At 66.1% G+C, this 24,426-nt stretch carries 15 protein-coding genes; 4 read left to right on the top strand and 11 right to left on the bottom strand.

Features of this window, described 5'->3' with window-relative positions; genetic code table 11:
- Positions 1–88: 88 nt before the first annotated feature.
- The 3 genes from AC3DET_RS10225 to smc all read right to left on the bottom strand — a co-directional run bounded on the left by AC3DET_RS10225 (position 89) and on the right by smc (position 5,350).
- Positions 89–691 carry a hypothetical protein gene (locus AC3DET_RS10225; protein WP_488391523.1) on the bottom strand — a complete coding sequence of 201 codons (603 nt, stop codon included), beginning with the start codon at positions 689–691 and terminating at the stop codon, positions 89–91.
- 386 nt (positions 692–1,077) lie between these two features.
- Complete coding sequence (gene zipA, locus AC3DET_RS10220; protein ID WP_337732165.1) at positions 1,078–1,812, bottom strand: cell division protein ZipA; 735 nt, start codon at positions 1,810–1,812, stop codon at positions 1,078–1,080.
- 34 nt (positions 1,813–1,846) lie between these two features.
- Positions 1,847–5,350, bottom strand: coding sequence for a chromosome segregation protein SMC (gene smc / locus AC3DET_RS10215; RefSeq protein WP_488391522.1), 3,504 nt, complete (start codon positions 5,348–5,350; stop codon positions 1,847–1,849).
- A gap of 276 nt (positions 5,351–5,626) precedes the next feature.
- Here smc and AC3DET_RS10210 point away from each other — a divergent pair, with 276 nt between their 5' ends.
- Positions 5,627–6,829, top strand: coding sequence for an amino acid aminotransferase (locus AC3DET_RS10210; protein ID WP_488391521.1), 1,203 nt, complete (start codon positions 5,627–5,629; stop codon positions 6,827–6,829).
- Positions 6,830–6,919: 90 nt separating this feature from the next.
- Here the strand turns inward: AC3DET_RS10210 and AC3DET_RS10205 are convergent, their stop codons facing one another.
- Positions 6,920–7,999, bottom strand: a complete 1,080-nt coding sequence (locus tag AC3DET_RS10205; protein WP_446539451.1) for an ABC transporter ATP-binding protein — start codon at positions 7,997–7,999, stop codon at positions 6,920–6,922.
- A 436-nt stretch (positions 8,000–8,435) separates the two neighbouring features.
- Here AC3DET_RS10205 and glk point away from each other — a divergent pair, with 436 nt between their 5' ends.
- From glk to AC3DET_RS10190, 3 genes are all read left to right on the top strand, one after another.
- Positions 8,436–9,443, top strand: a complete 1,008-nt coding sequence (gene glk / locus AC3DET_RS10200; protein ID WP_192202731.1) for a glucokinase — start codon at positions 8,436–8,438, stop codon at positions 9,441–9,443.
- 232 nt (positions 9,444–9,675) lie between these two features.
- Positions 9,676–11,586, top strand: coding sequence for a phosphogluconate dehydratase (gene edd, locus AC3DET_RS10195; protein WP_488391520.1), 1,911 nt, complete (start codon positions 9,676–9,678; stop codon positions 11,584–11,586).
- A 147-nt stretch (positions 11,587–11,733) separates the two neighbouring features.
- Positions 11,734–12,390, top strand: coding sequence for a bifunctional 4-hydroxy-2-oxoglutarate aldolase/2-dehydro-3-deoxy-phosphogluconate aldolase (locus AC3DET_RS10190; RefSeq protein WP_488391519.1), 657 nt, complete (start codon positions 11,734–11,736; stop codon positions 12,388–12,390).
- 154 nt (positions 12,391–12,544) lie between these two features.
- Here AC3DET_RS10190 and AC3DET_RS10185 read toward each other — a convergent pair whose 3' ends face one another.
- The 7 genes from AC3DET_RS10185 to AC3DET_RS10155 form a co-directional block, all read right to left on the bottom strand.
- Positions 12,545–13,246, bottom strand: a complete 702-nt coding sequence (locus AC3DET_RS10185) for a hypothetical protein (RefSeq protein WP_488391518.1) — start codon at positions 13,244–13,246, stop codon at positions 12,545–12,547.
- A gap of 121 nt (positions 13,247–13,367) precedes the next feature.
- Positions 13,368–16,523 carry a discoidin domain-containing protein gene (locus AC3DET_RS10180; RefSeq protein WP_488391517.1) on the bottom strand — a complete coding sequence of 1,052 codons (3,156 nt, stop codon included), beginning with the start codon at positions 16,521–16,523 and terminating at the stop codon, positions 13,368–13,370.
- A 37-nt stretch (positions 16,524–16,560) separates the two neighbouring features.
- A complete protein-coding gene (locus tag AC3DET_RS10175; RefSeq protein WP_192202735.1) occupies positions 16,561–17,382 on the bottom strand; it encodes a carbohydrate ABC transporter permease in 822 nt (273 codons plus the stop codon).
- The gene (locus tag AC3DET_RS10170) at positions 17,379–18,263 is read right to left on the bottom strand and encodes a carbohydrate ABC transporter permease (protein WP_488391516.1); all 885 of its coding nucleotides are present in this window, start codon (positions 18,261–18,263) and stop codon (positions 17,379–17,381) included. Before AC3DET_RS10170 ends, AC3DET_RS10175 begins: the two co-directional genes overlap by 4 nt.
- Entirely contained in the window at positions 18,260–19,504 is a 1,245-nt protein-coding gene (locus AC3DET_RS10165) for a sugar ABC transporter substrate-binding protein (RefSeq protein WP_488391728.1), read from the bottom strand. Before AC3DET_RS10165 ends, AC3DET_RS10170 begins: the two co-directional genes overlap by 4 nt.
- Before the next feature lie 117 nt (positions 19,505–19,621).
- The gene (locus AC3DET_RS10160) at positions 19,622–21,292 is read right to left on the bottom strand and encodes a glucoamylase family protein (protein ID WP_488391515.1); all 1,671 of its coding nucleotides are present in this window, start codon (positions 21,290–21,292) and stop codon (positions 19,622–19,624) included.
- A gap of 56 nt (positions 21,293–21,348) precedes the next feature.
- On the bottom strand, positions 21,349–24,369 hold the full coding sequence (locus AC3DET_RS10155; protein WP_488391514.1) for a TonB-dependent receptor: 3,021 nt from the start codon (positions 24,367–24,369) through the stop codon (positions 21,349–21,351).
- Between the last annotated feature and the right edge of the window lie 57 nt (positions 24,370–24,426).

Below are 24,426 nucleotides of genomic sequence, written 5' to 3'. Positions count from 1 at the left end.
CGTAGGATGGGTTGAGCCGGAGGCGATACCCATCAGGATCTTTCGGCGGCAAGCGATGGGTATCGCTTCGCTCAACCCATCCTACGTGCTAGTTATCGATGATGAAGCCTGGATTCCCGAATCCCGTGTTCGTGTCGAGCGTCACTTCCATCCGAACCGGATCGGGCATGACGTCGATGTCAGGCTCCGCTTGATAGGCGACATGCTGCGCGATGACAGACACGCGACCTTCGGGCTGGGCCACGCGTATCGAGACGCCTTCACTGGATGCGCCCAGCATTGTATCGCCCCATTTGTTCGCGGCCTCCGGAACAAGGCTGAACTTGACTCCGCTGCTCGGCGACACGATCCAGGCGGTGGCGCGGTGGACCTCTTCCTCCCGCCCTGGCGGCGCATCAAGCCAACCCGCAAGGTTGGCCATGTCGTAAGCAGGCAGTCCGTCCGGCAGCAGGATCGCCACGCCACCGTCTCGCTGCGGATGAAGTTCCACTCGGAAATTCCCGGGGCGAACCTCGCGCGCGAGTCCGTCGTAATCGACGATGGCCGCCCGCACAGCCTCAAGTGATCCATGTCGAACCAGGATCCATCCCTGCGCCGGCGTGAACGAGGGGTCACGGTGGGCTTCCGAAGCCCCCGTGATAGCAGCGACAAGCGAGAGAAGAGCGGATGTCAGCGTGGCATGTAGCTTCATGGTCACCTTCGGCGCGCGAGCTGGCTTATGGTCTATGAGCGATGGGTTTCGCCTTCGGCTCAACTCATCCTACAGGCTTGCAGAACCCGGATCGGCTCGCGCAATGGCCTTCGCTACGCTCGCACCAACCTGTGCGCTACATCGCAATTGAGACAGACACGTCCTCAACCACATCTTTGTCATTCAATAGGAATCCAATGGAGCAGTAGCCGCCGCCCCGCCAGTTCTTTGAAATGGGATGTGTAAGCTTGTACCAGTCCCGCAAGTTCCACGGATTGGTCCAATCAGGCTTGCCAAGCTTGCGATACAAGGTCGTGCGAGCGAGTCCGACATACACATCCAACTGAGCGTCAGATGGACACGGCATCAGTGTCGGGGAAGGCTTGTCACCACCGCGGCGCCTTAGTCAACGGCGGCGCCTCATGCTGCCGGTCGTACGCGCGCAGTTCTTCGCGAATGTGCTGGATGCGCTGGCGGCCGAGGGTGTTGCGGCTGTCGTCGAGGACCACGCCGCCGAGCAGTTCGGCCATGCGTTCGACGTTGGGCAGCAGCTTCTCCCACGCTTCCAGTGCGGTCATCGGTGCCGGCAGGGTCAGGAAGAACGCGATGGCCGGGGTTTCCAGCGTGCGGATGTTGGCCATGTCGAAACTGCCGGGCTGCATGATGTTGGCCATGCTGAAGACCGGGCCGCGCTCGGGGTGTCCTTCCACGAGACGGTGGAACACGTTCATGTGGCCGAAGGTCAGGCCGGTCTTCTCGGCCGCGACCACGATGTCCTCGCCGCGCAGCACGTGGCCAGCCTTCGCCGCGACATACAACGAGACGATCTTGTCGAAATCCTGGCTGGGCCGCTTGCCCAGGTCGCTTTCGACGCCCGCCACCGGGGTGCCGCCGGGCAGGCCCAACTCGGGCTGGCTGACGCGATCGTCGCTGTAGTCCTGCACCTGCTCGCTGGTGTCGTCGCCGGCAATACTGGGCTCGACGCGCGCGGTGTCGCGCTCGGCGGGTTCCAGCCGGCGACCCTGGCTGGGTTTCTTGGGACGACCGAACAGGAAGATCGCCGCCACCAGCAGGACGCCGGCAACAACGATTCCGATACGAAGCATGGCCATGTCGGACACAGGGGTTTCTCCGGCAGGGTGGGATCGATCAGGGTCAGGCGGCGCCGGCCAGGCGGGCGGCCTCTTCGAGGTCCACCGACACCAGCCGGCTGACACCGGGTTCCCGCATGGTAACGCCACTGAGCTGGTGTGCGGCTTCCATCGTGGCCTTGTTGTGCGACACGAACAGGAACTGCACCTTCTCGCTCATCTCCTTCACCATGTTGGTGAAGCGGCCCACGTTGGCCTCGTCGAGCGGCGCATCGACTTCGTCCAGCAGGCAGAACGGCGCGGGATTGAGCTGGAAGATGGCGAACACCAGCGCCACGGCGGTCATCGCCTTCTCGCCGCCGGACAGCAGCGAGATGTTGGACACGCGCTTGCCGGGCGGACGCGCCATGATGGCCACGCCGGTATCGAGCAGGTCTTCGCCGGTGAGTTCCAGATAGGCGTGGCCGCCGCCGAACAGGCGCGGGTACAGCTGCTGCACGCCGGCATTGACGCGGTCGAAAGTGTCCTTGAAGCGGCCACGGGTCTCGCGATCGATCTTGCGGATGGCTTCTTCCAGCGTTTCCAGCGCGGTGGTCAGGTCGACGTTCTGCGCATCCAGATACTCCGAACGCTGGCTGGCTTCGCCGTATTCGTGGATGGCGGCCAGATTGACCGGCTCCAGCCGGCGCATGCGACCGTCGATCTGGGTGACGGTCTGCTCCCATTCGCGCAGGTCGGCGAACTCGGGCAGCGTGTTGATGACGTCGTCCAGCACGAAACCGCCCGCGACCACGGCCTCGGACAGCTGCTCGGCCTTCAGCGCGAGTGCCTGCTGGTCGAGCTTGCGCTGCGAGATGCGCTCGCGCTGGGCCAGTGCCTGTTCGTCGCGCTGCTGGCGCGTCTGCTCGTACTGGCGCAGCTCGTTGTCGATGCCCTCCAGCAGCGAACGCGCTTCCGCCAGTTGGCGGTCGGCGGTGACGCGGTGTTCCAGCGCGACCTGGCGCTGGGTTTCCAGCTCCTGGACCGGCGAATCGCCTTCGTTCAACTGCAGGGTGAGCTCCTCCAGTCGCGAATCGAGCTGCCCGCGCTGCCCGCCCATGCGGTCCAGCGCCTGGCTGAGCGACACGATCTGGGCGCGCTGCGACTCCAGCGTCAGTGCCAGCGCGTGCACGGTGTCGCGCGAACTGCGGGCCGCTTCGCGGGCCTGGTCGCGGGCCTCGACCAGCTGGCGGCGTTCGCCTTCCAGGGCCTGCCGTGCGGACTCCAGGTCGCCCATGCGGGTAACCGCATCCTCGAGCTTGGCGCGGGCTTCGCGTGCCTGTTCGCGGCTGGCATCCAGCGTTTCGACCAGTTGCGCGATCTCGCCGTCGATGCGTTCCAGGCGGGTGCGGGTGGCCTCCACCTTGCCCTGCTGGCTCTGCAGCTGGCCGGCCAGTTCGGAGACACCGCGATGCGCCATGTAGAGCGTGCGCTGCGCATCCTCGCGCTGCTGCTCGGCGGCGAGCAGCTGGTCGCGCAGGTGGGCCAGGCGCTCTTCGAGTTCGGCTTCGCGCGCCTGCAGGGTTTCAATCTCGCCGCGCAGCGACTGGATCTCGCGCTCGCGCAGCAACGCGCCCTGCTTGGCCGCGCCGGAGCGCAGCACGCGCACCCAGCCTGCGCCGAGGCGTTCGCCATTGCGGGTGATGACGGAATCGCCCTCGCCCAGCTGCGATTGCAGGCGGCGGGCTTCCCCCAGGTCCTCGGCCACGTGCAGACGGGCCAGCAGGCGACGGATCGCCGCCGGCCCCTGCACCTTCGCGGCCAGCGAGGTCGGTGCGAACGCGACATCGCCACGGTCGTCCGACACCAGGGCGATGCGGCCGTCGCCCAGTTCACCCAGCGCATCGACCAGGGCTTCGGGCGCATCGACCAGCACGCCTTCGATCAGCTGGCCGAGCGCGCCTTCGACGGCGTTCTCCCAGCCCGGCTCGACGGTCAGCTTCTCGCCGACGCGCGAAGCGCTGTCCAGGCCGCGCGCCTTCAACCAGCTCATCGCGGCACCCTGTTCCTGGCCCAGCGCGGCGTGCTGCAGGGTTTCCAGTGAGGACAGGCGGCCACGCGCTTCCTGCGTGCGCTTGCGCACGTCGGACAGTTCGGTCTGGGTGCCACGCTGCTGTTCCTGCATGTCGGCGGCGCCCTGCTTGCGCGCCTCGACCTGCTCGGCCAGCGTGTCCAGCGATTCCTTCTGGGTGTCGTGCTGCAGCTGCAGTTGTTCGAAGGCGGACGCCAGTGCGTCCAGGTCCAGCCCGAGGCGTTCGTTGGCCAACGCCTCGCGACGGCGTTCGGCTTCCAGCGACTGGCGGTCGAGGTAGTCCACGCGCGTGCGCTCGACATCGCCGGCACGCGAGGCTTCCGCCGATTCGCGGCTGTGGGTTTCCCAGCGCTGCTGCCAGTCGGACAACCGTGTCTCGGCTTCGCGCAGCGCGTCCTGGCGGAACACATCCTCCTCGCGCAACTGCTCCAGCTGCGGTTCGGCATCGGCGACCGACTCGCGCAGCACATTGAGGCGGGTCTCGTCGCCGCTGATGTGCTGGCCGAGTTCCTGCAGCGCGTTGTGGGCTTCGTCGCGGGCCTTCTTCAGGCGGTCGCCGAGCTCGCGCTGGTGCTGGATCTGCTGTTCGATGCGGGCCAGCGTGCTGCCGACCTGGTAGACCTCGCCCTGCGCCTTGTTGAGGGCGTCGGCGGCTTCCTCGCGGCGCACGCGGTCGGTCTCGAGCAGGCGCTCGGCTTCGCGCTGTTCGGCGATCAGCTGCTGCAGCCTGGTTTCTTCCTGCGACAGCGCCTCGCGCAAGCCCTGCAGCTTGCCGTCCAGGCCGCGGTACTCCAGCGCCTTCCACTCGGCGTCCTTCACCCGGCGCTCTTCCTGCAGCGCCTTGTACTGCTCGGCCTGCTTGGCCTGGCGCTTGAGGTGCTCGAGCTGCTTGCCGATTTCCTCGCGCAGGTCGTTGAGTCGGTCGAGGTTCTCGCGGGTATGGCGGATGCGGGTCTCGGTTTCCTTGCGGCGCTCCTTGTACTTGGAGATGCCGGCCGCCTCTTCCAGATACACGCGCAGGTCTTCCGGCCGCGCCTCGATGATCTGGCTGATCATGCCCTGCTCGATGATCGAGTAGCTGCGCGGGCCCAGGCCGGTGCCAAGGAACAGGTCGGTGATGTCGCGGCGGCGGCACTTGGTGCCGTTGAGGTAGTAGTTGCTCTGGCCGTCGCGGCTGACCAGGCGCCGGACCGAGATTTCGTTGAAGGCGGCGAACTCGCCGCTGATGGTGTGGTCGCTGTTGTCGAAGATCAGTTCGACCGAGGCCTGCGAGACGGGCTTGCGCGCCGCCGAGCCGGAGAAGATCACGTCGGTCAGCGAATCACCGCGCAGGCGGCTGGCCGAACTCTCGCCCATGACCCAGCGCACCGCATCGATGATGTTCGACTTGCCACAGCCGTTCGGACCGACCACGCCGGTCATGTTGGTCGGCAGGTGCAGCACCGTGGGGTCGACGAAGGACTTGAAACCGGACAGCTTGATGGTGGAAAGGCGCATGCGGCGGTGTCTTCCGGGCACCGCGACCGGACCGGGCCGGCGCGCTGCCGCAAGTGTGAAGTGGGATCAGCTAGGACTGCCAACCTGTTGATTCGTATGACAATCCGACCCGCCCGAAGGCGTGCCAACGCATGAGTATAGCCGCCCCTGCCATGGGATGCCCGGGCCTTCCGGCGCCGTACTCCCGACCACTGCGGGCGTACGGAGAGGCCGGCGCCTGTTAGCATCGCAGGCCGCTTCACCCCTCCTCCCTCACTCATCAACGGTCCCCACTCCGTGTCTCTTTTTGCATCCGTCGAACTGGTGCCCGGCGACCCCATCCTGGGGCTGACCGAGGCTTACAACGCCGATCCCCGCACCCAGAAGGTCAACCTGGGCGTCGGCATCTATTACGACGAACAGGGCCGCATCCCCCTGCTCGACTGCGTCCGCCAGGTGGAACAGGCGCTGGCCGACGCCGCCAAACCGCGCGGTTATCTGCCGATCGATGGCCTGGCTGCCTACGACGCCGCCACCCGCGAGCTGGTGTTCGGCAAGGACTCGGTACTGGTGGCCGCCGGCCGCGTCGCCACCACCCAGACTGTCGGCGGCAGCGGCGCGCTGCGCGTGGGCGCGGACCTGCTGAAGAAGCTGCTGCCGCACGCCACCATCGCGATCAGCAACCCGAGCTGGGAAAACCACCGCGCGGTGTTCGGCGCGGCGGGCTTCGACATCGTCGACTACACCTACTTCGATGCCGCCACGCACGGCCTGGACTTCACCGGCCTGCTGGCCGACCTGGGCCAGCTGAAGCCGGGCACCGTCGTCCTGCTGCACGCCTGCTGCCACAACCCCACCGGCGCCGATCTGACGGTCGAGCAGTGGAAGCAGGTCGCTGCATTGATGAAGGATCGTGGCCTGTTCCCCTTCATCGACATGGCCTACCAGGGCTTCGACAAGGGCATCATTGAAGATGGCGCCGCGGTACGCATCGTCGCCGAGGCCGGCATCGACAGCTTCATCGTCGCCAATTCGTACTCCAAGTCGTTCTCACTGTACGGCGAGCGCGTCGGCGCGCTGTCGGTGGTCGGGCCGGACGCCAACGCCACCAAGGCGGTGCAGTCGCAGGTCAAGCGCATCATCCGCACGATCTACTCCAGTCCATCCACGCACGGTGCCGCGCTGGTGGCCGGCGTGCTGGCGAGCAGCGAACTGCGTGCGGTCTGGGAAAGCGAGCTGGGCGGCATGCGCGAGCGCATCCATGCCCTGCGCGCCGGACTGGTGGACAAGCTGGCCGCCCTCGGCGCGCCCGAGTTCGCCTTCATCCAGCAGCAGGCCGGCATGTTCTCCTACTCGGGGCTCGGCAAGGCACAGGTGGATCGACTGCGCGACGAGTTCGGCATCTATGCCGTGGGCACCGGCCGCATCTGCGTGGCCGCGCTGAACCAGCAGAACCTGGGCTACGTGGCGGAAGCGGTCCGCACGGTCAGTCGCGGCTGAGGCCGCGCTTCCAGCCGCATGAAGAAAAAAGGGAGGCTGCGGCCTCCCTTTCTCAAAGCGTCTTTGCATGAGCGCCCCCGGGCGCAGTGTTTACAGGCGCAGCCCGCTGTCGGGGTCGAAGAAATGCAGCGCAGCCCCTTCGACGGTCACGCGCAACGCCTGGCCCGGTTCCGGCAGGCGCTGCGGCGGCACGCGCGCGACCAGCGCCTGGCCCGCGTACGCAAGGTTGACGAAAACCTCGTTGCCCACCGGCTCGATCAATTCCACCTGCGCCTCGAAGGCCGGTTTGCCGATGCTTGCCGGCTGCAGGTGCTCCGGCCGCACGCCCATCGCCACGCGGCGTCCTTTCCATGCATCGGCGACCGGTGCGTTGCCTAGCGGCAGCCGTGTCCCGTCGTCGAGTGACAGATGCAGGCCGTCGGCCTGGTCGAGCGTGCCATGCAGCACGTTCATCGCCGGGCTGCCCAGGAAACCGGCGACGAACAGATTGGCTGGCCGTTCGTACAAGGCCATCGGTGTGTCGATCTGCTGGATCTCGCCATCCTTGAGCACCACGATGCGCTGGCCCAGGGTCATCGCCTCCACCTGGTCGTGCGTCACGTAGATCATGGTCGCGCCCAGCTGGCGATGCAGGCGGCCGATCTCGGTACGCACCGAATGGCGCAGCTTGGCGTCCAGGTTCGACAGCGGCTCATCGAGCAGGAACACCGAAGGCTCGCGCACCAGCGCACGCCCGAGCGCCACGCGCTGGCGCTGGCCACCGGACATTTCGCGCGGCAGCTTGCCCAGCATGTGCGTCATGCCCAGGGTCTCGGCAGCGGCGTTGACGCGCCGGTCGATCTCGGCACGCGGCGCCCCGCGCAGCTTCAAGCCGAAGGCCAGGTTCTCGGCCACCGTCATGTGCGGGTACAGCGCGTAGCTCTGGAACACCATCGCGATATCGCGGTCTTTCGGCGCCACGTCGTTGACGCGCCGTTCGCCGATCAGCAGGTTGCCGTCGGAGATCTCCTCCAGGCCGGCGATCATCCGCAGCAGCGTGGACTTGCCGCAGCCGGACGGGCCGACCAGCACCATGAGCTCGCCATCGGCGATCTCGAAACTGGCCCCGTGCACGGCCACCTGGCCGTTGTCGTACACCTTGCGCACGCGGTCGAGTTGGACACTGGCCATCATTGCTCCGGTCGGGCGACGCCCATGGGTTGTATTCGCTGCGACCGGGCCCTCCCGATGGCAGGCATGCCCTCGCGGGCGATGCGTTCGGCTTCCCTTTCCGCAGGCGGGGAAGTTCGGCTATTCTGCCATGTAACCGTTTTCACAACGCAAGCCGTCCCCTGCATGCTGGTGTGCGCGGGCGGGTCGCACTGCCCACGCACGCCATGTCCGTCACGCCTCCCTGCGCCTCCGACCGCACGTCCTCCTATTCCGGAATGGCGCATACGTATACGGATGCCGCATGGAGCTGCATGCCGGCATCCCGTCGGTGCAGGTGCGCGCTATCATGCGCCGCCCACGCGATGTGGCCCTTCTCCGGCAGCACAGGATCGACCAGGCGAATGCAGCGGACCCGTTTTGGAAGCCACCCCGCATCGAACAGGATGTTTGCCGCATGAGCAACGCCGAGCGCGTCCTTCTCGCCGATATCGGCGGCACCAATGCGCGCTTCGCGCTTGCCGATGCGGCCGCTGCCGTTCCGCTGCTGGACGACAGCGTGCGCGAGTTCGTGGTCGCCGACTTCCCCTCGCTCGCCGAGGCCGCGCAGCATTACCTCGATGAAACCGGCGCCACGGCGCAGAACGGTGTCTTCGCCGTTGCCGGGCGCGTCGATGGCGATGAAGCCCGCATCACCAATCATCCGTGGGTGATCTCGGTGAACCGCACGCGCCAGGCACTGGGATTCCAGGGCCTGAAACTGGTCAACGACTTCGCCGCGCAGGCGATGGCGGTGTCACTGCTGACGCCACGCGACGTGGTCGCCATCGGCGCCGCGCAGTGGCAGCCTGCGCCGTTGTCGGTGCCGCGCACCTACGCCGTCATCGGGCCCGGCACGGGCCTGGGCGTCGCGGCGCTGGTGATCCGCGACGGCCGTGCGTATCCGCTGGAAACAGAAGGCGGGCACGTCAGCTTCCCGCCCGGCACGCCGGAAGAAATCCGCATCCTGGAGATCCTGTCCGCGCAGTTCGGCCGGGTATCGAACGAGCGCCTGATCTGCGGCCCCGGCCTGGTGAACCTGTATCGCGCGCTCAGCGAGATCGCGGGCGAGGATCCGGGCGGCCCGCTGGAACCGAAGGATGTCACTGCGCGCGCCGCGGCAGGCGATCCGCGCTGCGTGCGTACGCTGGATGTGTTCTGTGCGGTGTTCGGCGCCATCGCCGGCGATCTCGTGCTGACCACGGGCGCGTGGGATGGCGTGTTCCTCACCGGCGGACTGGTACCGAAACTGTTGGCGTCGCTGCAGCATTCCGGCTTCCGCCAGCGCTTCGAGCACAAGGGACGCTTCTCGCCCGCGATGGGACGCGTGCCGACGCTCGCGAACGTGCATCCGCGTCCGGGCCTGCTGGGTGCGGCGGCGTACGCGGTCGAACTGTTCGGCCCCAAGACACCCGCGCGCACCTGAGGTTTTGCGCAGATGCGCGCTGCAATGCAACACGCGCAATGCTTCGATGCAGGGACTGGTCTGCCTTTGGTCGCTTTCGCACCTGCGTCAAAGGCGGTAGAAAGCATCATGCCGTCGCCGTCGTTCCCCGCCCTTCCCCTCCACGCGCTGGAGATGCCGGAAGGCTGCGCCTCACGGCCTCATCTCGCCACGCCATGCAGAATGCATCCCTCTGCAGCCTAGCCCTACGCCCATGAGCCTGCACCCCCGCATCCAGGAAGTCACCGAACGCATCCGCCAGCGCAGCGCCCCCCTGCGCCGTGCCTATCTCGACGGCATCGATGCCGCGCACCGCGACGGGCCGCAACGCTCGCGCCTGAGCTGCGGCAACCTGGCGCATGCCTTTGCCGCCTGCGGGCCCACCGACAAGGGCCGGCTGCGCGCCGACGTGACGCCGAACCTCGGCATCATCAACGCCTACAACGACATGCTGTCGGCGCACCAGCCGTTCGAGCACTACCCGGAGATCATCCGCAAGGTGGCGCGCGATCTCGGTGCCACCGCGCAGGTCGCCGGCGGCGTGCCCGCCATGTGCGATGGCGTGACCCAGGGTCGCCCCGGCATGGAACTGTCGCTGTTCTCGCGCGACGTGATCGCGCAGGCCACGGCGATTTCGCTCAGCCACGACATGTTCGACGCCGCGCTCTACCTGGGCGTGTGCGACAAGATCGTGCCCGGCCTGCTGATGGGCGCACTGGCGTTCGGCCATCTGCCGGCGGTGTTCGTGCCGGCCGGCCCGATGTCGCCGGGCATCCCCAACAAGGAAAAAGCGGCGGTACGCGAGCGCTACGCCGCCGGCGAAGCCTCGCGCGAGGAACTGCTGGAAGCCGAGGCCGCCAGCTATCACGCCGCCGGCACCTGCACGTTCTACGGCACCGCCAACTCCAACCAGGTATTGCTGGAAGCGATGGGCCTGCAGTTGCCGGGCACCTCGTTCGTCAATCCCGACCAGCCCCTGCGCGACGTGCTGACGCGCGCCGCCGCCGAACGCGCGCTGGCCATCACCGCGCTGGGCGACGACTACCGTCCGATCGGCCGCCTGATCGACGAGCGCGCCATCGTCAACGCGATGGCGGCCTTGATGGCGACCGGCGGCTCCACCAACCACACGATCCACTGGATCGCGGTGGCGCGTTCGGCCGGGATCGTGCTGACCTGGGACGACATGGACCTGATCGCGCAGACCGTGCCGTTGCTGGCCCGCGTCTATCCCAATGGCGAAGCCGATGTGAACCGCTTCGCGGCAGCCGGTGGCACGCAGTTCGTGTTCCGCGAACTGCTGGATGCCGGCCTGATGCACGACATCACCACCATCGTGCCGGGCGGGCTGCGCGCGTTCTGCGATGAACCGCGCCTGCAGGACGGCAAGCTGGCCTACGCACCCGGCGTAGCCGAGAGTGCCGACGAGGAGGTCGCGCGTCCCGTCTCGCGTGCGTTCGAGCCGCAGGGTGGGCTTCGCCTGCTGCGCGGAAACCTGGGCCGTTCGCTGATCAAGACATCGGCAGTGAAGGCGGAGTACCGCTACATCGAAGCGCCAGCGGTGGTCGTCGATGATCCGCGCGCATTGAACAAGCTGCACGCTGCCGGCGTGTTGCCGCAGGACTTCGTGGCCGTGGTCCGCTACCAGGGCCCTCGCGCCAATGGCATGCCGGAACTGCATTCGCTGGCACCGCTGCTGGGCCTGCTGCAGAACCAGGGCCGGCGCGTGGCACTGGTGACCGACGGCCGCCTGTCCGGCGCCTCGGGCAAGATTCCCGCCGCCATCCACCTGACCCCGGAAGCCGCCCGCGGTGGTCCGCTGGCCAAGCTGCGCGAAGGCGACATCGTGCGTCTCGATGCGGAAGCCGGCACGCTGGAAGCCCTGGTCGATGCGGCGGAGTGGGAGGCGCGCGAGATCGCGCCGAACACCTCGCCCGCCGCGCTGGACATGGGCCGCAACCTGTTCGCGGTCAGTCGCGACGTGGTCACCCCTGCGGATCGCGGCGCGATGTCGATTTCCTGCGGCCTGCCGTACCACGACGGCACCTGGGAATACGATGCCGAGTACGAACTGGGCGACGCCGCGCATGCCGCCGAAGCGCCGCATGAAGCCAAGGATGCATGAGCTTTCCCCTTCTCCCCTCGGGAGAAGGTGCCCGAAGGGCGGATGAGGGTGGGTGTCATGGTGATGGTGCACTACCCTGACCTGCGTCGCCCTCTCCCCAACCCCTCTCCCGATGGGAGAGGGACTCAACCCAACAAGCCGACATAAATGACCATCGAAGCCCGCCAGCAGAAAGCCGAATCCCTCCTCCGCGCCGCCGGCATCCTGCCGGTCGTCACCGTCCACACGCTGGATGAAGCGCGCAAGGTGTCCGAAGCATTGCTGAAAGGCGGCCTGCCCGCGATCGAGCTGACACTGCGCACGCCGGTGGCGATGGAAGCGCTGGCGATGCTGAAGCAGGAGCTGCCGGACATCGTGATCGGCGCGGGCACGGTGCTGACCGTCGAACAGATGGAGCAGTCCATCGCGGCAGGCGCGGATTTCCTGGTGACGCCCGGCACGCCGCCGCACATGGCGGAAGCGCTGGCCGCCGCGGACATCCCGGTGGTGCCCGGCGCCGCCACGCCGACCGAACTGCTGTCGCTGATGGCGCGCGGCTTCCGCGTGTGCAAGCTGTTCCCCGCCACCGCCGTGGGCGGTCTGGCGATGCTGAAAGGGCTCGCCGGCCCCATGTCGGAACTGAAGATCTGTCCCACCGGCGGCATCACCGAGGACACCGCCGCCGACTACCTGTCGCAGCCCAACGTGGTCTGCATCGGCGGCTCGTGGATGGTTCCGAAAGGCTGGCTGGACAAGGGCGAGTGGGACAAGGTCACCGAGAGTTCGGCCAAGGCCGCCGGCATCGTGCAGCGCGTGCGCGGCTGACATCTCCGGCGTGTGTAGGAGCGACGTGAGTCGCGACCGTAAGAATGAGGCGTCCTGATATCGGAACGCAGCCCGCTCGCCAGGGCCAGGAAGGTGTCGTGCTTGCCGAGGTGCTACAGGTGGCTGTGCCGTGCGGTCGCGACTTACGTCGCTCCTACATGGGAGCATGAGGCTTGAGGTCCACTGACACGCCCTGCCGTCTCCATCCCCAGGCGAGCATGGCGTACCAGCCGACCATCAGCAGTCCGAGCCACCACTCGAAGACGTTCTCCCACCGGTCCTTCGCTGCCGGGTCGGCGACGAACAAACCGGCGGCGACATTCGCCACACCGAGCAACAGCATCGCCAGCGCGATCCACGACATTCCTGCGAGCGTGCTTGCCGGCAGTGCATGCGAGAGTGAGGCACGCCGCATCAGCGCCAACTGCGCCAGATAGCCGAATCCGAAGTAGACGACCACGCCGTAGCGCCTCAGGAAACGGTAGGTCTCGCCTTCGGTGCCAAGGAAGGTGGCGTAGACCGCCAGTGCGAACGCGGACAGGACACCCAGCAGCAGCATCGCACGCCCGCCGTGCAACCAGCGCACCGACAGCCACCACACCAGCGCATGCAGCACCGCGCAGGGGATCACCATCAGGCGGAACAGGTGATTGCCCAGTCCGTGCCGAGCCGCACGACTGATCGAGACGCAACCTTCCGTGTAGGGCATGCAGGCAGGCACATGGCCGCCCTGGATCGACAACAGGTAAGCGGCGTGTGCGGCGACCACGAACAACAGCGCGATCAGCAACGGGAGCGGCCAGAGCGGGATGCGGGTGGTGTCGGCGGGCATGGCGGCGACGGGACGATACGTCACATAGGCAATGTACTCCGACCCGCGATGCGGCGCAGAGCGCTGGAGTTTGCCCGGCCCGTGCAGGCCGCCGTGCGGATCTCCGCTCAACAGCAGGGCAGCGGAGCAAGCTGCGCTGCTCCGGTCAGGGCATCTTCACCACCACGCGGGCGGGCAGCGAGGTGATGCGCAGTTCACCATCCTTCCACTGCGCCGGCTTGCCGTTGATGCGGGTCTCGCCCGGCGTCGTTCCGTAGGGCCACGGCAGCACCAGTCCGCCCGCCGGCAATCTCAGCCCGGCCTTCGCTTCCAGCACGACCTCGTTCCCAGCGTGACGCAGCGAGTAGCCCAGCACGCCACTCGGTGTCCGCAGGCCATCGATGGCGATGCCCTCGCCATCCAGCCAACGGGAGGGAACGCCTGACGCCAGTACGATGCTGTCATCCAGTTCACGCGTGTAGGCGAACATGTCCAGCGCCGAGCGCACGAAATCCGACGCCACCCACGCATGCGGCAGGTCACCGACGAAGAACGGTTTGCGCGGCGTGCGCGACACCACCTCCGCCCACTGGTTCCAGGATTGCGGTGCGCGATCCTTGAAGAAGTAGTCCAGCACGTCCCAGGCACGGTCGCGCCAGCCCAGTCTGACGAAGGCCGCCACGTTGCGCCATTCGTAGGGCGTGTAATCCTTCCACTCGCGCTTGCCATCGCGGCGCTGCACGAACTCGGTCCAGTAGCGCTCGAACGTCCCGTGCAGCAGGTCGGCCGGCAGCTTGCCCTGTTCCCCGCCCGGTGCCAGCGCGATGGTGGTCGAGGTGGGGTCGAAATCGCCGATCTCCGCCGCACCCGGCAGGTACGTGATGCCGTGCAGGCGCGTCGCCGCGCGCAGCGACGCGTACAGGTCATCGCGGAACTGGTCGCGCGACGCCGCCATGCGCTCGGACGCTGCGGTTTCGCCCAGCGCATCGGCGACCTCGACGGCATCCTTGTAACCCCGCAACGCCCAGAAGTTGTCCCAGTACGAGTGCATCGGCTTGGCCGAGTAGCCTTCGTGGCTGATCGAGGCAGGCATCATGCCGTAGAACGCCGCATTCACCGCGCGGTTGGCCTCGGTGCGCTCGCTCAGGCGCAGCTCCTCCATGTAGGCGAACGCGCCCTGCACGTGCGGCCACATCCTGCGCAGGAAGGCCTTGTCGCCGGTATAGCGGTAGTACTCGGCGATGTTGAAGATCAGCTCGCCATGGCTGTCGTTCTCCGGCACGGGGTCGCTGCCGCGGTCGTCGACGCAACACGGCACCTTGCCGTTCTCGAACTGGTACGGCGCGTAGTACTCGACGTACTCCTTCACCACTTCCGGACGACCGAGGCGCAACAGCCCTTCCGAGATCATCGCGCCGTCGCGGATCCAGCTGCGCGAGTAGGAGCGCGTACCCGGCTGGAGGCGCGGCCCGATGCGCGAGATCAGCATGTGGGCCAGTGCGGTGCGCAGGGTGTCGGCGACGGGCTGTCCTTCCATGGGCACCTGCAGCTTCATTTCACCGAGCTTGCCGCGCCACATGGCGGCCGTCGCATCGCGGTCGCGCGTGGCATCGATACGCGTCGGCAGATCGCCTTCCAGCGGCGCGACCCAGTCGATGTCGCGGCTCTCGCCCGGCGCCAGGGTGAACCGGTACAGCATCGCGCCCGACGCGAGGCCGGTCGCGTCGCCCGTCACGTGCGCGCTGCCCTGTTCGCCCCCGGCATTGACGACGTCAAGCCGCTCGCGAACCAGCCCTTCATCGAACCGGGAGGCCAGCACCGCGTCCGGCTGCGCGAACCGCACGCTGTCGCGCCCATTGACGGTGGCCACGCCGTCACGCAGCACCAGCGCGTTGACGGAGGTGAAGCCGCCCGTCGTGTTGAGGAACTGGCTGGGGGGATTCACCTGCCAAGGCTGTACGGCCAATGCCAGCACATAGTCGCGCGGGGCGACACCCGTGTTGGTCAGGCGATGGCGGGCGACGACGCGCGAGTCGCCGGGTCTGCCTGCGGCAAAAGCCGTGGTGGAAAGCGCGAAGGCGGCATGCTTCCAGGCGACGGTCGGCATCGGCAGATAGCCATCCTGCAGCGACTGGGTCGCCTGCACGTCCGCCCAGCCGATCCAGCGGCCATCGACCTGCACGAACGGCTCGACGCTGATGCCGCCCTTCGCGATCTCGATCGCCCCGTCCTCACCGATCAATCCCTGCTCGCGCCCGCCATCCAGGCCCACGATGGTCCAGTACGGCTGCTCGCCGCTGAATCCGCGCGGGAACCAGCCCTTCGGCGATTCGGCCGCCATCGCCTTGATCAGGTCGTTGGGGTGCGCGGCGAACGCCAGCGGCTTCACCTCCAGCTCGGCCAGCGAGAACGAGCGTCCAGGACCATCGCCGATATTGACGCGCACATAGCGCGCCTCCGATTCCGGCAGCGCCAGATAGTCGTTGCCACCATTGCCGCCCACCACCGTGCGGACGTCACGCCAGCGCATGCCATCGTCGGACAGTTGCACCAGATAGTCCGAAGCGTGCTGCCCGGATTTCCAGCGCAGTACCAGGCCCCCGAACTCGCGTACCTTGCCCAGGTCCAGCGTCAGCTGGGGATCCGTGTCGCCATGCAGATCGGCCGACCACGCCGTCTCCCGCCTGCCGTCCACGGCCATCGTCGGCGTCCCTGCAGGAAACGCCACGGTGGCGCTTGCCTTGCCTGTCAGTGGGGCACCGTCATCCACCGGCAAGGGTTGGAATGTCAGCTGGTCGAAGCAGATCGCGCCCTTGCCGCCTGCATTGTTGTAGACCGTGAACTCAAGCTTCGCGCTCCGACGCAGCACGCGGTCGGGGTCCGGTCCCCACGCCTTGTCGATGTGGCGCTGCTTGTAGCGCACCGGTGTCCAGGTCGTCGGGTAGTCGTACTTCGGCCGGTTGACCCACCAGACGTTGTCGCCACTCGCGTCGATGACCTTGAACTGCAGGTCGTTGCGTGGGGAATCGCCGCGCAACTGGAAGCCGAACCGGTAGTTCGCCGGGTAGTCCAGCGGCAGGTCGCGCTGGATGCCCGCATGCCCGGACACGCCATTGAAATCGTAGTCCAGGCAGAGCGCCTTGCCTTCCACGCCATCGACGAGCCGAACGGCGGCACTCACCTGGTTCGACGTGACCACCCGCCAGGTCGCGACGTCGTCGAAACCGTCCAGCACGCGCACCGGTTCGGCAGCTGCGGCACTGAACGCGACCAAGGAAAGCAGCAGGAAACCGGCCGCAGCGCGGAAATGGGTCGACATCATGTTTTCGTCTCCGACAAGGGGCTGCAAGGCGACAGGCTCAGCCTTTCACGCTGCCCAGCAACAAGCCCTGGATGTAGTAGCGCTGCAATGCGAGGAACAGCAGCAGCACGGGCAGGATGGTGACGACCGAGCCCGCCATCATCAGTTCGTAATCCATCACGTGCTCGCGTGAAAGTCCTGCCAGTGCCACCGGCAGGGTCTGCAGTGCGTCATCGCTCAGCACGATCAGCGGCCACATGAAATCGTTCCAGGCGCCCAGGAAACTGAAGATGGCCAGCGTCACGAGGATCGGCTTGAGGCCCGGCAGCACGATCTGGAAGAAGATGCGGGCCTCGCCGGCGCCATCGATGCGTGCGGCCTCGAGCAGTTCGTCCGGGATCGAGCGCGCGTACTGCCGCACCAGGAAAATGCCGAAGATCGCCGCCATGCCCGGCACGATGGCGCCGGCATAGGTGTTCACCAGCCCCATCTGCTTCAACAGCAGGAACAGCGGCATCATCGCCACCTGCGCCGGGATGACCAGCGCCGCGAGCAGCGCGCGGAACGTGCGGTCGCGCCCCTTGAAGCGCAACTTGGCGAAGGCGTAGCCGGCCATGGTGTTGAACAGCAGCGACAGCAGCATCACGCAGGTGGAGACGATGAAGCTGTTGACCAGGTAACGCCCCATGCCCGCGCGCACGAACAGTTCGCGATAGTTGTCGAGCGTGGGGGCCGCCGGCAGCAACGGCGGCGGGAAATGCCCCGCCTCGCCGGTCTGCATGAACGACACCGACAGCATCCACAGCAGCGGGCCGAGGCTGACGATGGCCAGCGCGACCAGCAGCGCATTGACGGCCACGGCGGCGACGCGCGTGTTCATTCGACACCCCGCCTGCGTGCGAACCACAGCAGCCCGCTGGTGACCGCCGTCATCAGCACGAACAGCAGGAATGCCACGGCGGACGCGTTGCCCAGGTTCCACCACTTGAAGCCTTCGTCATACATCAGGTACAGCACGCTCTTGGTGCTCTCCAGCGGGCCACCCTGCGTCATCACGTAGGGTTCGGCGAACAGCTGGAAGTAGCCGGCCATGGTCAGGATGCCGACCAGCAGCAACACCGGGCCCAGCTGCGGCAGGGTGATGTGGCGGAACTGCGCCCAGCGCGAGGCGCCATCGATGCGTGCGGCTTCGTACAGGTCTTCCGGAATGCTCTGCAGGCCGGCGAGGAAGATGATCATGTTGTAGCCGAAGTTCTTCCAGACCGCGAACAGGATGATCGTCGGCATGGCCCACGCCGGATCGCCCAGCCAGTCGACCGGATCGATGCCCACCCAGGACAGGACCCAGTTCACCAGCCCGTATCGGGTGTGGAACAGGTAGCGCCAGATCACCGCGACGGCGACCACGGTCGTGACCACCGGCGCAAAGAAGGCGGTACGGAAGAAGCCCTTGAAGCGGCCAAGCTTCGAATGCAGCAGCAGCGCGGCACCGAGCGACAGCGCCACCGACAACGGCACGCCTGCGGCGACGAAGTACACCGTATTGCCGAGCGACTTCCAGAACAGCGGGTTCTGCAGCAGGCCGACATAGTTGTCCACGCCGACGAAGCGCAGGTTGTCGAGATCGGCCAATGCATAGATGTCGAAATCGGTCAGGCTGAGCGCGAGCGCGGCCAGCACCGGCAGACCGAAGAACACCACGATCACGATGATGGCGGGAGCGACGAACAGCCAGCCCGCAAGCGAATGCGACGACCTCATGGTGCCGCTCCGGACTTCGCGGCCTGATCCAGCATCCAGCGACGCTTCTCGAGGATGCGGTCGGCGCGGCGGTCCAGTTCCTCGGCCGCCTGGTCCACGGTCATGCGGCCGTTCGCCACCTGCTCGCCGACCAGCCGCATCTCGGTGGCGATGCGCTCCCACTCCGGCACCTTGGGAGTGGAGACGGCACGTTCCAGCTGCTCGCGGAATGCACGGGCATACGGATCACCCGCAAGCGCCGGTGTCTGCCACGGGGAGCGACGCGGCGGCAGATCTCCGGTCAGCGCATGGAATTCCGCCTGCACCGACGGCGACGACAACCATGCGATCAGCTTCCACGCCGCCGCCTTGTTCGGCGAATCCTTGAACACGACGAAGCTGGTGCCATTGGCCAGCGAGGCACCGGGACCTTCGGGACCCGGCAGCGGCATCGTCATCCAGTCGTCCTGCTGCGCGGCAGGCAGACGCTCCTTGAACTTGGCGATGTTCCAGGGGCCCGAGATGTAGAACGAATAGAACCCCTTGCCGAACTCGTCCCAGACATTGGAGATCTGGTTGTTGGTGACGATCGGCGCCCATCCCTGTTCGAACATCTCTTGGTAGAAACCGAGCGCCTGGCGGAAGCCCTCGCTGCGGAAGTTGCCGTAACGGCCGCCATCGCGCAGCAGCGGTTCGGGCTGCTGGATGGCGAGGCTGAGCAGCGGCTCGAATTCGTTGAGCGGCAGCAGGATCGAGTAGTTACCCTGCCCCGCGACCTGCTCCACCTGCCGCAGCGCCACGCGCCACTCATCCCAGCTCGCCGGCAAGGTCTCCACGCCGGCCTTGGCCAGCATGTCGCGCCGATAGAACGGCAGGCGCGTCTCCACATACCACGGCACTGCGTACGCGCGGCCTTCGATCACGCCGGTATCCCAGACACCGGGGAAGAAATCGCCCTGATCGAAACCCGGTGTCGCGGCGATCTCGTCGTCCAGCGGCTCCAGTGCACCGAGCGCGGCGAATTCGGGTATCCAGGTGTTACCGATCGGGCTGACATCCGGCAGCGATTCGCCCGCGAAAGCCGTCAGCAGCTTTTCATGAGCGGACAGCCAGGGCACGATCTGCAGGTCGACATGGACATCGGGGTGCTGGCGTTCGAACTCCGGCAGCAGCTTCGCCACCACCTCGCCCTCGTACCCCATCACCCAGAAGCGCACCACCGTGCGCTCGTCCCGCGTGTCCGCGCAGCCGGCGACGGTCATCGCGAACAGCAGGAACGCCAGAGAACAGCAGCGCACCAGGGCCCTCCTTCCACCGGAGAAGACCCTGATGCGTGCTGGAGAGACCCATGCTGGCGCACGCTCATCCATGTGCGCAGCTTACTCTGGCTGCTGCGGACGCGCCGCCTCAGGCTGTGCGGCCTGGTTGGCACGCGACTCCGCCGAGCCCAGCGCACGTGCGGCCGCAGCGTCGGGATCCGCCGGCGCTGCCGGTTCTGTGGTGGCGGCGGCAACCGCCTTGTCGGTCTTCGCCTCCAGCCAGCCGCCCTGGAACCCCGCCTTCCGCAAGCCCTCGCGGATGTAGGGGTTCTTCTTCATCACGCTCCAGACGAAATCGCTGCGGTAGTTCGCGATCATCGCCAGGATCGGACCCTGGTCGATGCCGATGTAGTCGCTGGAGACCCAGCCCTTGCCCGGCACGATGCGTCCGGTCTTCAGCGGGATGTCGTAGTCGAAGCTCGGATTGAACGAATCCAGGAAGCCGTAGCTCGAATACAGGTAGTCGCCGTAGCGACGGTGCATTTCCTCGGTGGCCGGGATGACGATCTCCGGTGCGAACGGCAGCGAGGCCACGGCAGCGGTCGGCGCGATGGTGCCGTCGTCGAAGTTTTCACGGAAGCCGGCCCCGCGTGCGGAGTAGTGGCGGAACTGGCGCTGTTCGCCGCGATACTCCTGCGTGGTCTGCTGCGGACCGTCGGACGCGGTCAGGCCCCACACGTTCTCGCCGTAGTCCTTCCACTTCATTGGGTTTTCGATCGCATACGCGCGCTGTGCGTACGTGGCGCGCCGGCTGTTCTCGAAGTAGTCCATGCCGCGCTCGCGCATGTAGGCATCCTGGATGCCGCGGAAGTCGATCCAGACATGGCTGTACTGGTGGCCGAAATGCGGTGCGAACGTCAGGTACTCCTGGCCCTGGAACACGCCCCACAGCTCACCATAGCTGCGCGTCCACACTTCCCACGCCTCGGGTCCCACCGGGTGCGTGGGCGACGCCATCGCCAGTACGTACACCAGCATGGCTTCGTTGTAGCCCTTCCAGTCATGCGGGATGATGCCGCTTTCGGGGAACCAGCCCATCGAGATGAGCGGCTTGTTCTTCTGCAGGAACGGCCAGTCCACGCGCCGGTACAGCATGTCGGCGATGTCGCGGATCTCCTTCTCGCGCGCGTCGTCCCGGTCGTAGTACGACTGCGCGAACAGCACGCCCATCAACAGCAGCGACGTGTCCACGCTGGACAGCTCGACCCAGCTGTCGAAGCGGTGGCCATTCTGCATGTCGAGGAAGTGGTAGTAGAAGCCCTTGTGGCCACCTTTGCCTTCCTTCTGCGGACCTTGCGGCACGTCGCGCAGGAACTTCAGGGTGGTCAGCGTGCGGTCCACTGCCTGGGTACGGCTCACCCAGCCATTCTCGATGCCGATCGGATACGCGGTCAGCGCGTAACCCATCGACGCGATGCTCGCGAACGGACGCGATGGATAGCGGTCCGGCGTGAGACCGTTCACTTCGTTGGTGGTGTCCCAGAAGAACTGGAACGTGCGGCGTTCGATGTCGCGGAACAGCGGGGGCAGTTCCGGCTTCGCGGGTGGCTCGGGCTTGGCGGCGACCGCAGGCGCGGCAGGCTTGGCGACAGGCGCCGCAACCTGCTCGGGTGCCTTCTGGCAGCCCGCGATCAACAGAGTCAGCGCTACGCCGGTGAACCAGGACGAACGCGAGGCTTGGGTGATCTTCTTCAAAACGTCGTTCCGTTGTAATCGTTTACAGGACCACATGAAACAAACCCGCCGGTCAGACGGCGCACGAGGCGCCGCCTGAGGGCGGGTGAGTATTACCAGTCGAAGCCGAAAGACAGCTTGAATGTGCGCATGGGTTCGTACACTTCGATGCCGCTACGCGTGCCGAGGTTCGGGTTCTGCGGACCACCCGGCGAGCCCCAGTTGGTGTTGAACTGGTTCCAGTTCTCCCAGTTGAAGACATTGATCATGTCGCCACGCACCCAGACTGACAGGTCTTCGCTGGGATTCCAGCGCTTCTGCACCGCCAGATCGAAGCGCTTGTACCCAATCGTGCCCTCCGGTGTGACGGGCGCATAGAACGCACGCAGGTCACCGCAGTTCGCAGCTCCGGTGATGGGCTGGCACGTGCCGTCAGCCGGTGAATTGAGTCGATTCACGGCGGATTTCGGCTTCGGCGTCTCCAAAATCAACTTGCCACTGAAGGTCAGATCCCAGCCCGGCGAATAAATGCCGGAAAGGACCAGGCGATGCTTCGGCACGCCGACGGACACGTAGTAATCATCCGTGACGTACGGATAATCGAACAGGAACGTCTCGCCGAGCGAGGCTTCCGGACGATTCTCCTCCGCATCCATGTACGTGTAGGCGATGTTGACGCCCCACGGCGATGCCTGCGTGAACGGCTTGTCCGCCGACAGCAGCAGCGAGTTCTGGTTGAAAGAGAACCCATTGTCCAACAGGATCAGGTTGCCGTAGCCAGGCACTGCGATGAACGGCGAACCGCCAAACGTCTGTCCCTGCGACTGGAACTGATGGAAGCTGCCATCCGGGCGACGGCTTCCGAGGCGGCCATAGAAACCATCACGCGCGCGGATGTGCTGCAGGGTCACCGCCGTGTTCCAGTCGTGCCCCCACAGCGTCACCGCGTTGCGCATGCCCAGGCTGAACTGGTCGGAGTACGGCGTCTTGAAGTCGTTGTTGACCAGTTGGATCTCGCCGCCCGCCACAGGGTTCGCCGCACGATAGGCATCGAGTCCAGCGTCGGTCATCAGCGCCGGATTGAACGGTATGCAGTTGGTGCCCGAGCAGGGATGGAACGCGGTGGGGAAGTTGATCGTGTAGGTGGTGAAGGCACCCGCGTAGTACTCACGCGCCAGGTAGTCGAACAGCGTGCGGTCATAGGCGCGCCCGGCACCGCCGAAAATCACATGACGCTGGTCACCGGTCAGGTCGTACGAGAAGCCAAGGCGCGGCTGGATGGCGTCCTTGAAGTTGTCGCGCTTGCCCGGACCGGGGATGTAGTTGTCGATGTTGTAGTCGGTGTTCTGGATGTTCGTCCAACCACGCAGCGCGGCCTCGATAGCCGGGTCGAGGCGATTGTCGGTGTAGGCCGGATTCTGTTCGTAATCCCAGCGGATGCCGAGGTTCAGCGTCAGCTTCTCGTTGACCTGCCAGTCGTCCTGGATGTAGATGCCGAACTGCTTGTTCTCCGAGCTTACGAAGGGGTCGCGGCCGGTGCGCGGCGCGGTGAATTCGATGCGCCACGGCTGGGTCAGGCTCTCGTTGACGTCATACCAGTAGCGCGGGAATGGCGGGAATTGCTGGAAGGCCTTCAGATCCACCTGCTTGTACTTCACGCCCATCTTGATGGTGTGATTTTCCCAACCATAGAACGTCACATCGCTCTGGATACCGACGCCCTTCTGACCCTTGTCCTGGAAGTTCGGGCCGCCGCCGAGATTCAGGACCTGCAAATCGCGCTGGTTCGGGTTCTGCGGATTGACGATGGTGTAGCGGGCCGAGTTGATCGGGTTGACCGGACTCGGATTGTAGGCCGCCTCCTCGAACGTCAGGTGGCTGTCGGCCAGCCAATCCTGCGAGGAGTACTGCCAACGCAGGTCAACGCGGGTTTCATCGTTGTTGAGCGCCGTGCCGGCACTCGGAACGTTGACGCCGCCAATGCCCAACACACCGGTTTCCTTGCGGACCCGTCCGATCAGCTCGATCAGGTGCGCATCACTGGCCTGCAGGCTCAGCTTGCCGAAATAGACGTCCTGGTTGAACGGCCGGCTCGCAGGTCCGTAGTACTGGGTGATCTCGGACGGCAGGACCACGTTGTTGTTCAGTACCTCCGTCGGCGGCAGGATCGGAGCCGGGCGTACGATGTCCTTCGCTTCGTACGACACGAAGAAGTGCAGCTTGTCGCGCAGGATCGGGCCGCCAAACGTGATGCCGTACTGCTCCACCTTCTCCTCGTTCTCGCCATCCCGCAGCTCCTGCGGCGTGGACTGTGTCCAGGCCTCCGACGTGCGATCGACGAAGAAGCTGCCCTCGAATTCATTGGTACCGGACTTGGTGACGGCCGTGATGGCTGCACTGCTGATCTGGTCGTACTCTGCCTTGTAGTTCGAGGTGATGACCTTGTATTCGCCGATCGCGGACTGCGGGAACGGATTGCCTTCGCTGTCGTCCTGGCTCGTAACGCCGCCGGGCGTGACATAGTTCTTTTGGCCAACGCCGTCGATGTACACGTTGATGGCATTCGCGCCCTGCGCACCGCTGCGGATCTGGGTCTCCTGACCATTGACCGGCGTCTGCAGCGCCATGCCCGGCACGATATCGGCGAACGCCAGGAAGTTGCGCGAGTTCTGCGGCAGCAGTTCGATCTGCTTGTTCGACACGTACGTCGCCACTTCCGACGTCTTGGTTTCCACCAGCATCGGCGCGGTCACGCGCACGGTATCCAGCGTGGTCGCGTCACCCGTCGGTGCGGAGACCGGCGGTGCGTCCTGCAGGTTCAGCGTGGCGGTCTGGCCAACGGCCAGGGTCACCGCACGGCTGCTGGTCTGTCCACCGGCGTTGACCTCGATCCGGTACGTGCCCGGCGGCAGGCCGCCGATGTTGTAGCTGCCGTTCGCCGCCTTCGCAGTACGGGTCAGGCCGGTATCCACGTTGGTGACGGTGATGGTCGAGTCCGCCGTCACAGCACCACGCAGCGTGGCCGACGTGGACTGCGCCATCACGTGCGGTGCTGCCATGGCCAGGCAGCTGGCCAGGGCGCAGGACAACAACTTGCGATTGGGTTGGAACGTGGTGCGGTTGCGATGTTTCATTGGCTCTCCCTCCAAAGATTGATGTACTGCATATCGGCATTGGTGCCGCTTGTAATC

This window comes from Pseudoxanthomonas sp. 97-1-1, assembly GCF_057773125.1.
Note: the sequence above shows the minus strand (reverse complement) of the source record. Positions and strands in the feature narration are given on the sequence as shown.

Coding starts and splice junctions, on each gene's coding strand:
- AC3DET_RS10225 (WP_488391523.1), bottom strand. CDS start 691: ATGAAGCTACATGCCACGCTGACATCCGCTCTTCTCTCGCTTGTCGCT.
- smc (WP_488391522.1), bottom strand. CDS start 5,350: ATGCGCCTTTCCACCATCAAGCTGTCCGGTTTCAAGTCCTTCGTCGAC.
- AC3DET_RS10205 (WP_446539451.1), bottom strand. CDS start 7,999: ATGGCCAGTGTCCAACTCGACCGCGTGCGCAAGGTGTACGACAACGGC.
- glk (WP_192202731.1), top strand. CDS start 8,436: ATGAGCAACGCCGAGCGCGTCCTTCTCGCCGATATCGGCGGCACCAAT.
- edd (WP_488391520.1), top strand. CDS start 9,676: ATGAGCCTGCACCCCCGCATCCAGGAAGTCACCGAACGCATCCGCCAG.
- AC3DET_RS10190 (WP_488391519.1), top strand. CDS start 11,734: ATGACCATCGAAGCCCGCCAGCAGAAAGCCGAATCCCTCCTCCGCGCC.
- AC3DET_RS10180 (WP_488391517.1), bottom strand. CDS start 16,523: ATGATGTCGACCCATTTCCGCGCTGCGGCCGGTTTCCTGCTGCTTTCC.
- AC3DET_RS10175 (WP_192202735.1), bottom strand. CDS start 17,382: ATGAACACGCGCGTCGCCGCCGTGGCCGTCAATGCGCTGCTGGTCGCG.
- AC3DET_RS10170 (WP_488391516.1), bottom strand. CDS start 18,263: ATGAGGTCGTCGCATTCGCTTGCGGGCTGGCTGTTCGTCGCTCCCGCC.
- AC3DET_RS10165 (WP_488391728.1), bottom strand. CDS start 19,504: ATGACCGTCGCCGGCTGCGCGGACACGCGGGACGAGCGCACGGTGGTG.
- AC3DET_RS10160 (WP_488391515.1), bottom strand. CDS start 21,292: ATGTGGTCCTGTAAACGATTACAACGGAACGACGTTTTGAAGAAGATC.
- AC3DET_RS10155 (WP_488391514.1), bottom strand. CDS start 24,369: ATGAAACATCGCAACCGCACCACGTTCCAACCCAATCGCAAGTTGTTG.